12 protein-coding genes, 2 tRNA genes and 1 rRNA gene are annotated in these 15,510 nt (G+C 66.9%); 5 read left to right on the forward strand and 10 right to left on the reverse strand.

The genetic code is table 11. The features are described from left to right. Positions 1-40: 40 nt before the first annotated feature. The 4 genes from LRK53_RS17840 to tyrS form a co-directional block, all read right to left on the reverse strand. A tRNA-Ala gene (locus tag LRK53_RS17840) sits at positions 41-116 on the reverse strand. 66 nt (positions 117-182) lie between these two features. Beyond that, a tRNA-Ile gene (locus LRK53_RS17845) sits at positions 183-259 on the reverse strand. A gap of 180 nt (positions 260-439) precedes the next feature. After that, positions 440-1,980, reverse strand: a 16S ribosomal RNA gene (locus LRK53_RS17850). Between the two features lie 458 nt (positions 1,981-2,438). After that, on the reverse strand, positions 2,439-3,650 hold the full coding sequence (tyrS, locus tag LRK53_RS17855; RefSeq protein WP_027491189.1) for a tyrosine--tRNA ligase: 1,212 nt from the start codon (positions 3,648-3,650) through the stop codon (positions 2,439-2,441). Between the two features lie 183 nt (positions 3,651-3,833). On the opposite strand from tyrS, the gene LRK53_RS17860 reads away from it, so the two are divergent. Next, on the forward strand, positions 3,834-5,279 hold the full coding sequence (locus LRK53_RS17860) for an OapA family protein (RefSeq protein WP_027491188.1): 1,446 nt from the start codon (positions 3,834-3,836) through the stop codon (positions 5,277-5,279). 13 nt (positions 5,280-5,292) lie between these two features. After that, positions 5,293-6,423: an anhydro-N-acetylmuramic acid kinase gene (locus LRK53_RS17865; RefSeq protein WP_027491187.1), complete on the forward strand. Its 1,131-nt coding sequence runs from the start codon at positions 5,293-5,295 to the stop codon at positions 6,421-6,423. Here the strand turns inward: LRK53_RS17865 and LRK53_RS17870 are convergent. From LRK53_RS17870 to LRK53_RS17880, 3 genes are all read right to left on the reverse strand, one after another. After that, positions 6,393-6,704: a hypothetical protein gene (locus tag LRK53_RS17870; protein WP_027491186.1), complete on the reverse strand. Its 312-nt coding sequence runs from the start codon at positions 6,702-6,704 to the stop codon at positions 6,393-6,395. The two genes, LRK53_RS17865 and LRK53_RS17870, sit on opposite strands and share 31 nt — an antisense overlap. A gap of 137 nt (positions 6,705-6,841) precedes the next feature. Further along, positions 6,842-8,155, reverse strand: coding sequence for an AmpG family muropeptide MFS transporter (locus LRK53_RS17875; protein ID WP_425504526.1), 1,314 nt, complete (start codon positions 8,153-8,155; stop codon positions 6,842-6,844). Continuing rightward, complete coding sequence (locus LRK53_RS17880; protein WP_027491184.1) at positions 8,145-8,915, reverse strand: exodeoxyribonuclease III; 771 nt, start codon at positions 8,913-8,915, stop codon at positions 8,145-8,147. Before LRK53_RS17880 ends, LRK53_RS17875 begins: the two co-directional genes overlap by 11 nt. A 154-nt stretch (positions 8,916-9,069) precedes the next feature. On the opposite strand from LRK53_RS17880, the gene pyrE reads away from it, so the two are divergent. After that, positions 9,070-9,717 (forward strand): orotate phosphoribosyltransferase, encoded by a 648-nt coding sequence (gene pyrE / locus LRK53_RS17885; protein WP_027491183.1) that lies wholly within the window; start codon positions 9,070-9,072, stop codon positions 9,715-9,717. Between the two features lie 109 nt (positions 9,718-9,826). Continuing rightward, entirely contained in the window at positions 9,827-10,471 is a 645-nt protein-coding gene (locus LRK53_RS17890) for a hypothetical protein (protein WP_027491182.1), read from the forward strand. Positions 10,472-10,549: 78 nt separating this feature from the next. On the opposite strand, the gene LRK53_RS17895 is transcribed toward LRK53_RS17890, so the two are convergent. The 3 genes from LRK53_RS17895 to coaBC are packed head-to-tail and all read right to left on the reverse strand — an operon-like array spanning position 10,550 to position 14,576. Continuing rightward, positions 10,550-12,859 carry a phosphomannomutase/phosphoglucomutase gene (locus LRK53_RS17895; protein ID WP_027491181.1) on the reverse strand — a complete coding sequence of 770 codons (2,310 nt, stop codon included), beginning with the start codon at positions 12,857-12,859 and terminating at the stop codon, positions 10,550-10,552. Between the two features lie 56 nt (positions 12,860-12,915). Next, positions 12,916-13,374, reverse strand: coding sequence for a dUTP diphosphatase (gene dut / locus LRK53_RS17900; protein ID WP_027491180.1), 459 nt, complete (start codon positions 13,372-13,374; stop codon positions 12,916-12,918). After that, the gene (gene coaBC, locus LRK53_RS17905) at positions 13,371-14,576 is read right to left on the reverse strand and encodes a bifunctional phosphopantothenoylcysteine decarboxylase/phosphopantothenate--cysteine ligase CoaBC (protein ID WP_027491179.1); all 1,206 of its coding nucleotides are present in this window, start codon (positions 14,574-14,576) and stop codon (positions 13,371-13,373) included. Before coaBC ends, dut begins: the two co-directional genes overlap by 4 nt. Before the next feature lie 95 nt (positions 14,577-14,671). Between coaBC and radC the strand changes: the two genes are divergently transcribed. Further along, positions 14,672-15,343, forward strand: a complete 672-nt coding sequence (gene radC, locus LRK53_RS17910) for a RadC family protein (RefSeq protein ID WP_027491178.1) — start codon at positions 14,672-14,674, stop codon at positions 15,341-15,343. Positions 15,344-15,510 lie beyond the last annotated feature (167 nt).

Below are 15,510 nucleotides of genomic sequence, written 5' to 3' on the forward strand. Positions count from 1 at the left end.
TCAAAATCTTTGGTGTGCTGATACTTCACGCAGCGCTTGATGGTGGAGCCAGTCGGGATCGAACCGACGACCCCCTGCTTGCAAAGCAGGTGCTCTCCCAGCTGAGCTATGGCCCCTTGAGGAGTCCGCCCACGGAAGGGCGGCCTTGATCTGCCCTTCGCGGATGACTCCGCGTGAGGTAATGGTGGGTCTGGGTGGACTCGAACCACCGGCCTCACCCTTATCAGGGGTGCGCTCTAACCACCTGAGCTACAGACCCAGAGATTGAGCCCCAGAGCCTGCACCAGCCTGTTTCGAACTTGGGTTCGGAGCGGCTTTGTTGAAGAGTCCGGCCATGCATGGCCGGTCTTGATGTTCGCTCTTCGCAAAAGGGACTTTGCGTAAAGTACAGGTGTCTTGTGTGGACGTCTTGCGTGAAGAATCACGCCGTCGTTTCTTGAAAGGAGGTGATCCAGCCGCACCTTCCGATACGGCTACCTTGTTACGACTTCACCCCAGTCATGGACCACTCCGTGGGCGTCGTCCCCCTTGCGGTTAGACTAACGCCTTCTGGAGCAACCCACTCCCATGGTGTGACGGGCGGTGTGTACAAGGCCCGGGAACGTATTCACCGCGGCATAGCTGATCCGCGATTACTAGCGATTCCGACTTCATGGAGTCGAGTTGCAGACTCCAATCCGGACTGGGATCGGCTTTCTGGGATTGGCTCCACCTCGCGGTATCGCAACCCTCTGTACCGACCATTGTAGTACGTGTGTAGCCCTGGCCGTAAGGGCCATGAGGACTTGACGTCATCCCCACCTTCCTCCGGTTTGTCACCGGCAGTCTCCTTAGAGTTCCCACCTTTACGTGCTGGCAACTAAGGACAAGGGTTGCGCTCGTTGCGGGACTTAACCCAACATCTCACGACACGAGCTGACGACAGCCATGCAGCACCTGTGTTCCGATTCCCGAAGGCACTCCCGCATCTCTGCAGGATTCCGGACATGTCAAGGCCAGGTAAGGTTCTTCGCGTTGCATCGAATTAAACCACATACTCCACCGCTTGTGCGGGCCCCCGTCAATTCCTTTGAGTTTCAGTCTTGCGACCGTACTCCCCAGGCGGCGAACTTAACGCGTTAGCTTCGACACTGATCTCCGAGTTGAGACCAACATCCAGTTCGCATCGTTTAGGGCGTGGACTACCAGGGTATCTAATCCTGTTTGCTCCCCACGCTTTCGTGCTTCAGCGTCAGTGTTGTCCCAGATGGCCGCCTTCGCCACTGATGTTCCTCCCGATCTCTACGCATTTCACCGCTACACCGGGAATTCCACCATCCTCTGACACACTCTAGCTGCCCAGTATCCATCGCCATTCCCAGGTTGAGCCCGGGGATTTCACGACAGACTTAAACAACCGCCTACGCACCCTTTACGCCCAGTAATTCCGATTAACGCTTGCACCCTTCGTATTACCGCGGCTGCTGGCACGAAGTTAGCCGGTGCTTATTCCTCAGGTACCGTCAGCCCCATAGGGTATTAACCCGTGGTATTTCGCTCCTGATAAAAGTGCTTTACAACCCGAAGGCCTTCTTCACACACGCGGCATTGCTGGATCAGGCTTGCGCCCATTGTCCAATATTCCCCACTGCTGCCTCCCGTAGGAGTCTGGGCCGTGTCTCAGTCCCAGTGTGGCTGATCATCCTCTCAGACCAGCTAGCGATCGTCGCCTTGGTGGGCCGTTACCCCGCCAACTAGCTAATCGCACATCGGTTCGTCCTGCCGCGCGAGGCCCGAAGGTCCCCCGCTTTCTCCCGTAGGACGTATGCGGTATTAGTCCCGGTTTCCCGAGGTTATCCCCCACGTCAGGGTAGATCCCGATGCTTTACTCACCCGTCCGCCACTCGCCACCCGGTATTGCTACCTGTGCTGCCGTTCGACTTGCATGTGTTAGGCATGCCGCCAGCGTTCAATCTGAGCCAGGATCAAACTCTTCACTTAAGTTATCGATGGCTTAATGCCATCTATCTTTCTGAAGCGTTCTTCCCAACCGAAAAAACTCATTACTGACTTTCTTTGGTGGGACGCTTGCATTGCTTGGACAGGTCGCAACCCATCAGCACAAGACGTCCACACAATTCACCTGCGCACACTGTCAAAGATCTTCTCGCCAACCACCACTTCGGTGATCGCCCCGGAACCTTTCGTTCCGGGTGAGCCGCCCATTCTACATCGCTTTTTGCGACCGTCAACACCATCGAGGAAGTTTCTCGAGGCCCTGCAGTCCGCCTTGCGACGTTGGGCGACTGCGGGCCGCGAATAATACGGTCTCTGCTCCATTTGGCAAGCGTTTCTTGAGAAAAATTTCAGGGAACCTGCGCAAGCAACTGCCGCAGCCGGAAATTTTTCTTTTCGGGCACGTCCGCTACGTGCCTTCGCGCTGACCGGAACGCAGCAGATCAGGCGCGCACCAGTCTCACGCGGGCGAAGTTGCGCCTACCTACCTGCAGCACACCCTCGAAGCCGGCATGGAAGACGCGCAGCGCGTCTTCCGCTACTTCGGCGTCGATGCGCACGGCACGCTCCTTCAACTTGCGGTTCGCCTCGGAGTTGCTGGCGGTGAGCCCGGCCGCGGTGAGCAGGGCCGCCAGGCGCAGGCCCTCGGCCGGCACCACGACGTCGGCCTGCGGCAGCAGCGAGGTATCACCCTCGCCGCGCACCACCGCATGCCAGCCGGCGATCGCCTGTTCAGCAGCGGCCGCGCCATGGAAGCGCGTGGTCAGTTCGCGCGCAAGACGCAGCTTGGCGTCGCGCGGGTTGAGGGCGCCGCTGGCGACGTCCTGCTTCATGCGTGCCAACTCGTCCAGCGACACGTCGAAGCTGAGCAGCTCGAACCAGCGCCACATCAGCTCGTCGCCGATCTTCATGGTCTTGGTGACGATGTCGATCGCCGGCTCGTTGATGCCGATGTAGTTGCCCAGCGACTTGGACATCTTGTTGACGCCATCCAGCCCTTCCAGCAACGGCATGGTCAGCACGATCTGCGGCGGCTGGCCGTGGTGTTCCTGCAGCACGCGGCCCATCAGCAGGTTGAACTTCTGGTCGGTGCCGCCCAGCTCCACGTCCGCCTTCAGTGCCACCGAGTCGTAGCCCTGCACCAGCGGATACAGGAACTCGTGGATCGCGATCGGCTGTTGTGCCGCATAGCGCTTGGTGAAGTCGTCGCGCTCGAGCATCCGCGCCACGGTGTGCTGGGCAGCGAGCCTGATCATGTCCGCCGCGCTCATCTTGCCGAACCATTCGGAGTTGAAGCGCAGCTCGGTCCGCTCGCGGTCGAGCACCTTGTAGACCTGCTCGGCGTAGGTCTCGGCGTTGACCAGCACGTCTTCGCGGCTGAGCGGCCTGCGCGTGACGTTCTTGCCGGTAGGGTCGCCGATCATGCCGGTGAAGTCGCCGATCAGGAAGACCACCTGATGGCCCAGGTCCTGGAACTGGCGCATCTTGTTCAGCAGCACGGTGTGGCCCAGATGCAGATCCGGCGCGGTCGGGTCAAAGCCGGCCTTGATCCGCAGCGGGCGACCCTGCTTCAGGCGCTCGGCCAGGTCTTCCCGCTTGATGATTTCGTCGGCGCCACGCGCAATCGTGGCCAGCGCCTGCTCAAGCTCGCTCATGCAAGGTTTCTCGATGGTTGGATGAAACAGGCAATGGCCCGCAATGTGACCGTGCCGTCAACGTTAATTGTGTGTTAACGACGAAAGCGTTGCAAATCCTTGATGCGAAAGGCGTTGACGCCCTTTGCACATGGCCGTTATGGTACCCGCAGTTTTGTTTCCCTGTAGCGTGGGCGTAACAGCATGGCAGAAGAAAAGCAGGGGGCGCGGCAAGCCCGCAAGCAGGCCATCTGTCGCAAGGCGCAACGCCGGCACTCCCATTTCTATGCGCGCTGCGCCCACTGGTCGTTCAATCGCTCGGGCGAAATCGAGCCGATCCGCTGGCGTCGCGAACGCCTGGTGCTCGCCGGCACGGCGCTGCTGATTACCCTGCTGTCCGGTTTCATCATGCCCGCCTGGGCCAGCGCGATGCGCCCCGCGCCCACGCCCGAAGTGCATTCGCTGTTGCCGCTGGCACTGCCGAAGATCACGCCGGCCAACCTTACCGCCGCGACCGTGGACGACTGGCAGGTGGTACGGGTGCAACCGGGACAAACGCTGTCGGACATCTTCACCGCACGCGGCCTCGGCATGGCCGACCTGCAGAAGGTGATGGATACTGCCGGCAGCGCAAAAAACGCTCTGCACAACATCCGTCCGGGCCAGGAGTTCGACTTCCTGCTCGGCAGTGACGGCAGCCTCAAGGGCTTCCGCTTCGACCAGGACCAGGCCAGCCGCGCCACCATCCGCCTCGACGGCACGCGGCCCAGCGTCGCCATCCAGCAACGCGACATGGACCTGCGCGAACAGGTGGCGCACGGCGTGATCCGCAGCAGCCTGTACGCCGCCGGCGACCAGGCCGGCATGGACGCGGCGATGGTGGGCAAACTCGCCGACCTGTTCAAGTACGACATCGACTTCGTGCAAGACCTGCGCGTCGGCGACAGCTTCACCGTGATCTACGACGACATCTACCGCGATGGCGTGCGCTACGGCCAGGGCAACATCATTGCCGCCGAGTTCGTCAACCAGGACAAGCGCTACACCGCCTACCGCTTCAAGAAGGCCGACGGCAGCTACGGCTGGTACAGCGAGGATGGCCGGCCGATCCAGAAGTCGTTCCTGCGCATCCCGGTCGATTTCACCCGCATCTCCTCGCAGTTCACCGCGACGCGCATGCACCCGATCCTCGGTCGCATGCGCGCACACAAGGGCGTGGACTATGCCGCCCCCAGCGGCACCCCGATCCACGCGGCGGGCGACGGCGTGATCAAGTATCACGGCTGGGAGCGCGGTTACGGCAACTTCGTGGTGATCCAGCACAACAACAGCATCAGCACCGCCTACGGCCACATGTCGCGTTTCGTGAAGGGTCAGCGGGTGGGTGAGCGGGTGCGCCAGGGTGAAGTGATCGGCTACGTCGGCATGACCGGCCTAGCCACCGGCCCGCACCTGCACTACGAGTTCCGCGTCAACGGCGTACAGCGCAACCCGCAGACGGTGACGCTGCCGAAGCCCGAGCCGCTGCCGGCCGTGCAGATGGCGCGCTTCAAGGCCGACGTGGTGAAGCCCCAGTTGGCGCGGCTGACCGAACTGGACGCTCGCATCACGCTGGCGCGCGCCAACGTCCGCGCCAACCACGACAACTGAACGCCCGTCGCGCGTGGACGACGCCTCGGCGCTGTACATCGGACTGATCTCCGGCACCAGCGCCGACGGCATCGACGCCGTGCTGACCAGCTTCAACCGTGGCCTGCCGCAGCTGCAGGCCAGCCACTCGCATCCGTGGCCGGCGGATCTGCGCAGGCGAATGCTTGCGCTGGCCCAGGGAGAGAGCGCACTCGACCTCGATGCTTTTGGACGGCTGGACGTCCAGATCGGCCGCTGCTTCGCCGACGCCGCGCTGCAGCTGCTCGAGCGCAGCGGCACGCCCACCTCGGCCGTCCGCGCCATCGGCTCGCACGGCCAGACGCTGCGCCATCGCCCCAGCGGTGCCTACCCGTTTACCCTGCAGCTCGGCGACCCGAGCGTGATCGCCGAGCGCTGCGGCATCGACGTGGTGGCGGATTTTCGCCGCGCCGACGTCGCCGCTGGCGGGCAGGGCGCACCGTTGCTGCCTGCGCTGCACGCAATGCTGCTGGCACGACCGGGACATGTGCGGGTGGTGCTGAACCTCGGCGGCATCGCCAACATCACCGTGCTCGGTGCCGACGGCCGCGTGTTCGGCTTCGACACCGGCCCGGCCAACGGCCTGCTCGATGCCTGGCACCTGCGCCAGCACGGCGAGCCGTTCGATCGTGACGGCGCGTACGCCGCCCGTGGCCGCGTCGACACCGGCCTGCTCGATACCCTGCTGGCCGATCCCTACTTCACGCTGCCACCGCCGAAGAGCACCGGCCGCGAGTACTTCCACCTCGACTGGCTGGCCGCGCATGCACCGCTCGCCGCGCTGGACCCCGCCGACGTGCAGGCGACCCTGCTGGAACTCACTGCGCGCAGCGTGGCCGCGGCGATCGCGCAGCACGCGCCGCAAGCGGAAGAAGTGCTGGCCTGCGGCGGCGGCGTACACAACGGTGCGCTGATGCGGCGGCTGGGTGAACTGCTGGCGCCTCGCGTGCTGCTGGACACCTCGCGCTACGGCGTCGATCCGGACTTCCTCGAAGCCACCGCCTTCGCCTGGCTGGCGCGGCAACGCCTGCTCGGCCTGCCCGGCAACCTGCCGGCGGTCACCGGCGCACGCGGTCCGCGGATACTGGGCGCAGTCTATTCCGCGCCGGTCGCACCACCGGCATAGCCGATGTTTTCCGGGGCCAGCTGGGTCGGCCGGGTCTGCGCCAGCGCATGCAGCGCCTCCTGGAACACACCCTGTTCGGCCGCGCCCCAATCGCCATCGAGGACGGTCAGCGCAGCGGGGTCACGCAGGTTCTCGCTGCAGCGCTGCGCAGCCGACATGCCCAGGCCGCTGCGCAGCGCATGCAACATGACGTCGTTGACCGTGCACTGGCGATCCCGGGCCAGCGACCGGATGCGTTCGACGAGCAGGCTGTCGACGTGCTGCAGGATCATGTCCGGCATAAGCGTCACTCCATGTTGCACATGCCCCTGTGCCAGCGATGCTTGCACAACCGCCGCCACGCCACGCGTCGCGATGGCGATTCCGTGGCCGACTTGGCAATCACGTTGTGAACGCAACCACACCGCCGCGCGACAGTCTAGGCGGCGCCTGCCGCCGCCCGCGCACGCTCCTCGCCGCGGAAGTAGCGCCACAGGCCGGCGAACAGCAACATCGACGGCAGCACCGCCAGCACCGTGATGACGAAGTAGCCGCCGTAGCCGGTGGCGGTGGCGATGCCGCCGGCAAAAAAACCGAGCAGCTTGCCAGGCAGGTTGACCAGCGAGCTCAGCAACGCGTACTGCGTCGCGGTGTGCTGGCGATTGACCAGCGAGGACAGGAACGCCACGGTCGGCGGCCCCAGCATGCCCAGGGTGAGGTTTTCGCCGGAGATCACCAGGGTCAGCACCAGCAGGTCGCCGGGGTGGGCGATCAGCAGCAGGTACAGCAGGTTGCTGCAGCCACACAGCACGATGGTGATGCCGAGCGGCCGCCATGCGCCCCAGCGCGCCACCATGGCGCCGCCGATGAACACGCCGACAATGCCGATCCAGATGCCGTAGATCTTGGTGATGGTGCCGATCTGGGTCTTGGAGAAACCCATGTCGCGGTAGAACGGGCTCATGATGCCGCCGATGGTGGCCTGCTCGGGCATCTTGAACAGCAGCAGGAACAGCAAGGTCACCCCGGCCAGCGGCCAACCGTAACGACGGAAGAAATCGGCGAACGGATCGATCACGCTCTCGCGCATCGCGTCGCGCCAGCGCGTGGCGCGTACCCGCAACACGTCCGGTTCGCGCGCGATCAGCGTGGTCGCCACCGGCACCGCCATCGCCAGCGCCATCAGCACGTAGACCAGCCGCCACGACAGGTGGTCGGCCAGGATCAACGCCACCGCACCGGCCAGCAGCAGGCCGATGCGGTAACCGAGCGAGTAGGTGGCAACCAGCGCGCCCTGCGCCTCGATCGGCGCGATCTCGATGCGGTAGGCGTCCACCGCGATGTCCTGGGTGGCACCGAAGAACGCCACCAGCAGGGTGGCCGCCACGAACGGGGTCAGCTGCCGCGGGGTCAACGCGGCCATCGCCAGCAGCCCGAACACCACGCCCAGCTGCGCGAACAACAGCCAGCCGCGGCGCTGGCCGAGGCGGGCGAAGCCGGGGAGGCGCCCGTGGTCGAGCAGCGGCGCCCACACGAACTTGAACGCATAGGTCATGCCGGCGCTGGCAATCATGGTGATGTCCGCCAGCTTGATGCCGTTTTCCTTCAGCCAGTACGCCAGCGTGCCGGCCACCAGCAGGAACGGCAGGCCGGAGGAGAAGCCGAACAGCGCCATCGTCCATGCCGCCGGCTGGGCGAACGCCCGCCATACCGACGGCTTTGCCGGTCGCGCCGCCGCGGGCTCAATCGGCATAGTCGACGGTGTACGGCGCGTGGTCGGAGAAGCGTTCGTCGCGGTAGATCGAGCACGCCTTCAGGCGCTCGCGTAAGCTCGGTGAGACGACCTGGTAGTCGATCCGCCACCCCACGTTGTTCTCGCGCGCGCGGCCGCGGTTCGACCACCAGGTGTACTCGACCGCATCGGGCTTGATCGCGCGGAAGCTGTCGACCCAGCCGCGCTGATTGAACAGCAGGTCCAGCCACGCACGCTCCTGCGGCAGGCAGCCGGAGTTCTTCTGGTTGGACGACCAGTTCTTGATGTCGTTCCTGGTGTGCACGATGTTCCAGTCACCGCAGATCACATAGTCGCGGCCGCTGTTCAACCATGCATCGAAGATCGGCGTGATCCACTCCATCGCCTTGAACTTGAACTGCTGGCGCTCGTCGCCGGAGGAGCCGGACGGGAAGTACAGCGAGACCACGCTGAGCTTGCCGAAGCGCGCCTCGATGTAGCGCCCCTCGTTGTCGAACGCATCCCAGCCCAGTTCGGTGAGCACCTGGTCGGGTTCACGCCGGGTGTAGATCGCCACGCCGCTGTAGCCCTTCTTGCTGCTGGCGTCGCGGTACAGGCAGTGGTGGCCGTCGGGGCGGAACATCGCGTCGACCAGCTGGCCTTCCTGCGCCTTGGTTTCCTGCAGGCAGACCACGTCCGCCTGCTGTCGGCGCAGCCAGTCGAACACGCCCTTGGTGGCGGCCGAGCGGATGCCGTTGGCGTTGAGGGTGATGATGCGCATGCGGACTCCTCGGGCGGCGGGCCATCATAGCAACCATGCCGGCCCGCCCTGCGGTCCGTGCGCGCCGGTCGGCCCGGGCAGGGCTGTACCATGGCGGCCTTGCCGTAGCACAGCGCCGCCGCGGCCCCGACTTCCACCGTTTGCGAGACCCTCCGTGCACGCCTACCAGCGCGACTTCATCGAACTCACCCTGCGCCGCGACGTGTTGCGCTTCGGCGAGTTCACTCTGAAATCCGGCCGCCACAGCCCGTACTTCTTCAACATGGGGCGGATCGACTCGGGCGCCGCGCTGGCCCAGCTCGGCCGCGCCTACGCCGCCGCCCTGGTGAACTCCGGTGTCGCCGTGGACATGTTGTTCGGGCCTGCCTACAAGGGCATCGCACTGGCCGCCGCCACCGCCATCGCGCTGGCCGACGGCCATGGCCGCGACCTGCCGTGGGCGTACAACCGCAAGGAGGCGAAGGACCACGGCGAGGGCGGCGTGCTGGTCGGCGCGCCGCTCGAGGGCCGGGTGCTGATCGTCGACGACGTGATGACCGCCGGCACCGCGGTGCGCGAGTCGCTGGCATTGATCCGCGCCCAGGGCGCCACGCCGGCCGGCGTGCTGATCGCGCTGGACCGGCAGGAGCGCGGACAGGGCGAGCGCTCGGCCGCGCAGGAGGTGGCCGCCGACCATGGCATTCCGGTGATCGCGATCACCAGCCTCGACGACGTGCTGGCCTATGCCGGCGAGCAGCCGCGGCTGGCCGCCGAGCACGCCCGCCTGCTGGCCTATCGCGAGCGCTACGGAGTCCGCCGCTGAGTCCAGCGTGTCCTCAAGCGAACCCGGTCACACTCGCAGCGGCTGCCGCGCCCACGGAGCTAGGCAGCGTGACCGCGCTGGCTATACTGGGCAACGAAGAGGGGTATCCATGCGCAAATCATTGCTCGTCATCGCCGTTGCCGTGCTGGCTGCGAGCCTGTCGACGCAGGCCCAGAACACCGGCAACGTTCGCTACAAGTGGCACGACGGGGAGGGTCTGATGCACTTCAGCGACAGCCTGACCGCCGAAGCCATGAAGTACGGCTACGAATTGGTCAACGACCGCGGCCTGGTGGTGCAACGCGTGCCACGCCAGTTGACCGCCGCCGAACGCACCGCCGCCGCCGAGCTCGCCACCGAACAGGCGGCCCAGCAGCGCGCCGCGCAGGAACGCGCGAACGCCGATGCGCAGATGCTGCTGGCCTACCCGGACGAAGACTCCTACCGGATTTCGCTGCAGCAGGTGCTGGATACCATCGACCAGCAGATCCACACCTCGCAGATCAACCTGCGCAGCCAGGAGAAGGCGTTGACCGACCTGCTCGGCCGCGCCGCCGACCTCGAGAACGCCAAGAGCCCGGTACCCAAGCCCCTGGCCGACAGCATCGCGCAACAGCGCAACGTGGTGGCCACGCTGCGCGACACGCTGCGCCGCCAGCAGACCCTGCGCAGCAATACCGAGCAGCAGCAGGTCGGGCAGCTGGCGCACTACCGCGAAGTCAGGACGGCCGCGCAGAAACAGTCGGCGGAGTAGCCCGGCGCCGATGGCGTCGACCCTCGCCCGGAGTGCGGTTGCAAGCGCCTGACGTGGCAGCCGACGCGCCGCCGGCCGCTAGAACGGCAGATTCAAACCCGGGTCGACGGCCAGCAGCTGCTGGCGGAACACCTGCTGGATCCGCTTCAGCGCCGCCGCGTCGTCCGCCTCGAAGCGCAACACCAGCACCGGGGTGGTGTTCGACGCGCGCACCAGGCCCCAGCCGTCCGGCCAGTCCGCGCGCACACCGTCGATGGTGATCAGGCTGGCGTCCTCGAAGTTCGCCTGCTGGCGCAGCCGATCCATGAAGCGGTAGTGCTCGCCCTCGGCCAGCTCGACCTTCAGCTCGGGCGTGGAGACGCTCTTCGGCAGCGTGGCGAAGATCTGCTCGGCGCTGCGCCCCTGCAGGTCGCCGGCGAGGATCTCCAGCAGCCGCGCAGCGGCGTAGATGCCGTCGTCGAAGCCGTACCAGCGCTCCTTGAAGAAGAAGTGCCCGCTCATCTCGCCGGCCAACTCGGCGCCGGTCTCGCGCATCTTCGCCTTGATCAGCGAGTGCCCGGTGCGCCACATCAGCGGGCTGCCGCCGGCGTCGAGGATCTGCCCCTTCAGGTGGCTGGTGCATTTCACGTCGTAGATCACCGTGGCGCCGGGCTGGCGCGACAGCACGTCGCGCGCGAACAGCATCAGCAGGCGGTCCGGGTAGACGATCTCGCCGGAGCGGGTGACCACGCCGAGGCGGTCGCCGTCGCCGTCGAAGGCCAGGCCGAGATCGGCGCCGCTGCTCTTCACGGCGAGGATCAGGTCCTGCAGGTTGTGCGGGTCGGACGGGTCCGGGTGATGGTTCGGGAAGTTGCCATCGACGTCGCAGTACAGCGGCACCACCTCGCAGCCGACGCCTTCCAGCACCTGCGGCGCGATCGCGCCGGGAATGCCGTTGCCGCAATCCACCACCACCTTCAGGCGGCGCTCGGCGAGCACGTCGGAAACGATCTTCTCGATGTAGTCCGGGGCCACGTCGACCTGGCGCAGACCACCGCCGCCGCCGCTGGCCAGCGCGCCATCGGCGATGCGCTGGTACAGGTCCTGGATCGCCCCTTCGGCCAGCGTCTGGCCGCCGACCACGATCTTGAAGCCGTTGTAGTCCGGCGGATTGTGGCTGCCAGTGACCGCCACGCCACAGCCGGTGTTGAAGCGGTAGGTGGCGTAGTACACCACCGGCGTCGGCACCGCGCCGATATCGATCACGTCCACGCCGGCTTCGCGCAGGCCGTTGGCCAGCGCGGCGGCCAGCTCCGGCCCGGACAGGCGGCCGTCGCGCCCGACCACGATCTCGCGCAGGCCCTTCTCGGCCATCAGTGTGCCGATCGACTGGCCGAGCGCATGCGCCACGTCCGCGTTCAGCGTCTTGCCGACCACGCCGCGCACGTCGTAGGCGCGGAAGATGCTCAAATCCACGCCGACCACCGCCGTAACCGGCGGCTCCGACGGTTCCGATGGCTTGGCCCGGGCCGGTGCACTCCGCCGCGCCGGTAGCGGCACGTCGGCTTCCGCGACCACCGGCTGCGCTTTCCAGCGCTGGCGCAGGCGCAGCAGATAGATGCCGCCGCCGAGGCCGAACACCGCCAGCAGTCCGCTCAGCAGCCACCAGCGCGGCAGCACGATGAACGCGCCGGGCAGGCCGGCGCCGACGCTGAACGCGCTGCCTGCGACCGGCTTGCCGGCTTCCTCGGCCTCGGCCGAACTGGTGCCATGCGAGAGCAGTTGCACGTAACCGCGGTCGTCACCCTGGCGCAGGTCGAGCCGGCCACCGGCCGGCGAAATCGCGTCGAAGCGCTGGCGCAGCGGCGCAAACGGCAGCTCGACCCAGGCCCAGGCCTGGGCCTGCTGCGGCGGGCCCAGCGGAATCACCAGGCTGAGCCGGCGGTCGCCGTTGCCGTAGGAGACGCTTTGCACCGGCGGCACGCCGTTCGCGCTCTGCGCGGCCATCAGCTGCGCCGCCTTGGCGTAGCCGAACTCGCGATAATTGGCCTTGAGCACCTCGGTGAGGTCGCCGCTGTACAGCTCCAGCTTCTTCGCCTGCGGCAACTGCTGGCGCAGCGCCGCGGCGGATTGCGCCGGGTCGCTCAGCAAGGTCGCCGGGTCCACGCCGGCCAGCACTTTTTCGACCGCGCCACGTTGGCTGGCGATCTCCGCCGTCAACGCCTGCACCGCCTCGTCCTGGGCCTGGTGCACGCGGCGCACCGCATTGCCCTCGCCGGCAATCAGCCAGGTTTGCCAGGCGCAGAACAGCCCCAGCAGCAGCAGCGCGGTACCGCCGGCCAGCGGCAGCAGGTCACGCCAGTCGACGCGCAGGTTGCGCAGCCGTTCGTTCGCGATGTTCAACACCATACCGCCCCCGCGGCCGTCACTGCGTGCGGCCCGGGCGCCCGGGCCGACCTCGCTGGTTATTGGATACCGGTCGAGCCGAACCCACCGCCGCCGCGCTCGCTGGGCGCGAAATCGGCCACCACCTTCAGTTGCGCCTGCGCCACCGGCACCAGCAGCAGTTGGGCGATGCGATCGCCCACCGCGATGGTGTACGGCTGGCTGCCGCGATTCCAGCATGAAATCATCAACGGCCCCTGGTAGTCGGCGTCGATCACTCCGACCAGGTTGCCCATCACCAGGCCGTGTTTGTGGCCCAGCCCGGAGCGCGGCACGATCAGCGCGCACCAGCCGGGATCGCCGATGTGGATCGCGATGCCGCTGGGCACCAGCGCGCTTTCGCCCGGCTGCAAGGTCAGCGGCTGCTGCAGCGCGGCACGCAGGTCCATGCCGGCGCTGCCTGGCGTGGCGGTCTGCGGCAGCGGAATGCCGTCGCCCAGGCGCGGGTCGAGGATCTTCAGCTCGACGTCGATCGTCATCCGCGCGTCGCCCGGTAGCGTTCGGCCACGCGGGCCACCAGCTGCCGCGCCAGCTCCGATTTTTCCGCCCGCGGCAACTCGACCGCACCGTCGGCCCAGTACAGGGTCAACGCATTGTCGGCCGCCTCGAAACCGAGGCCGCCACCCACCTGGTTCGCCGCAATCATGTCCAGACCCTTGTGGCGCAGCTTGCCCTGCGCATAGCTCGCCACATCATGCGTCTCCGCGGCGAATCCGACCAGGAACGGATGCGCGGTTTGCGCCGAGAGGGTGGCCAGGATGTCCGGATTCTCGGTCAGGCGCAGCACCAGCTCGCCGCCATCGTGCTTCTTCAGCTTCCGCGTGGCGACCTCCTGTGGGCGGTAGTCGCCGACCGCCGCTGCACCGATGTAGATGTCCGCCTGCGCCGCCGCATGCAGCACCGCCGCATGCATCTGCGCCGCGCTGCGTACGTCGATGCGCTGCGCCACGCCCGGCGGCGTGGCCAGGCTCACCGGCCCGGCCACCAGGCTCACCTCGGCGCCGGCCTGCGCGGCGGCCTCGGCTACCGCAAAGCCCATCTTCCCCGAGCTGCGGTTGCCGATAAAGCGCACTGGGTCGATGTCCTCATAGGTCGGGCCAGCGCTGATCAGCACGCGCAGCCCGGCCAGCTCGCGCTCGCCGAACGAGGCGACCAGCGCATCGCGCAGTTCGTGCGGCTCCAGCATGCGGCCGCTGCCGACGTCACCGCAGGCCTGGTCGCCCACTGCCGGCCCGAGGATCTGCGCGCCGTGCCGGCGCAGCATGGTGAGATTGGCCTGCACCGCCGGGTGCGCCCACATCTGCTGGTTCATCGCCGGCGCCAGATACAGCGGCGCAGCGCTGGCCAGGCACAGCGTGGTCAACAAATCGTCGGCCAGACCATGTGCCAGCCGCGCCAGCAGATCGGCGCTGGCCGGCGCCACCAGGATGCGTTCGGCCCAACGTGCCAGTTCGATGTGGCCCATCGCCGCCTCGGCCTGCGCATCCCACAGGCTGATCCGCACCGGCTGGCCGGACAGCGCCTGGAAGGTGGTCGGGCTGACGAAGCGGGTGGCGCCCTCGGTCATCACCACGCGCACCTGGGCACCGAGATCGCGCAGGCGGCGAACCAGTTCGCAAGACTTGTAGGCGGCGATGCCGCCCGACACTCCGAGCAGAATGCGGCGTTGGGCAAGACTCATGTAAGGCGGGCCTGACAATCGGCAGTAGCCTAGCTTACCGGATTCACCCGCGCGCACCGCTGCCCGCCCCGCACGCCGTGCGGCAAGCTGGGCACATGAGCATCCGCGACTGGCCCGAAGGCGAACGCCCCCGCGAAAAGCTGCTGGCGCGCGGCAGCGCCGCGCTGTCCGATGCCGAGCTGCTGGCGGTGCTGCTGGGCAACGGCAGCCGCGGCAAGGACGCACTGGCGCTGGGCCGCGAACTGCTGGCGCACGCCGGCAGCCTGGGCGCGCTGCTGGCCCGGCCCGAGCAGGCGATCCACGTCGACGGCCTGGGTCCGGCCAAGCGCACGCGGATCGCCGCCGCGCTGGAACTGGCCCGGCGCAGCCTGGCCGAGCAGTTGCAGGAACTGCCCAGCCTGGGCAACCCGCGCGACAGCGGCGACTACCTGCGCGCACGCCTGCGCCACCTGCCGTATGAGGTGTTCGGCTGCCTGTACCTGGACAACCGCCATCGCGTGCTGGCGTTCGAGGAGCTGTTCCGCGGCACCGTCGACGGCGCCAGCGTGCATCCGCGCGAAGTGGTCCGTGCGTGCCTGCAGCACAACGCCTGCGCGGTGATCTTTGCCCACAACCACCCTTCCGGCGTGGCCGAACCCAGCGCCGCCGACCGCACCATCACCCACGAGTTGCGCGACGCCCTGCAGCTGGTCGGCGTGCGCGTGCTCGACCACCTGGTGATCGGCAGCGGCGAGCCGGTGTCGATGGCGGCGCGCGGCCTGCTCTGAGATCAGCCTCCCGGACAAAAAAACGGCGTGGCAAGAGCCACGCCGCGAGGCCGATTGGGGGAGGTGGGGAGAGCGGCATCCCCGGTTGCCATGTCATGGAGGGGAGTTCATGTCCTGGCTCGTTCAGTATCGCAATGCCGCATGACAATGCGGTGACACCAGTCACA

It is taken from the genome of Rhodanobacter thiooxydans (genome assembly GCF_021545845.1).
In the GTDB taxonomy this organism is placed as follows: Bacteria; Pseudomonadota; Gammaproteobacteria; order Xanthomonadales; family Rhodanobacteraceae; genus Rhodanobacter.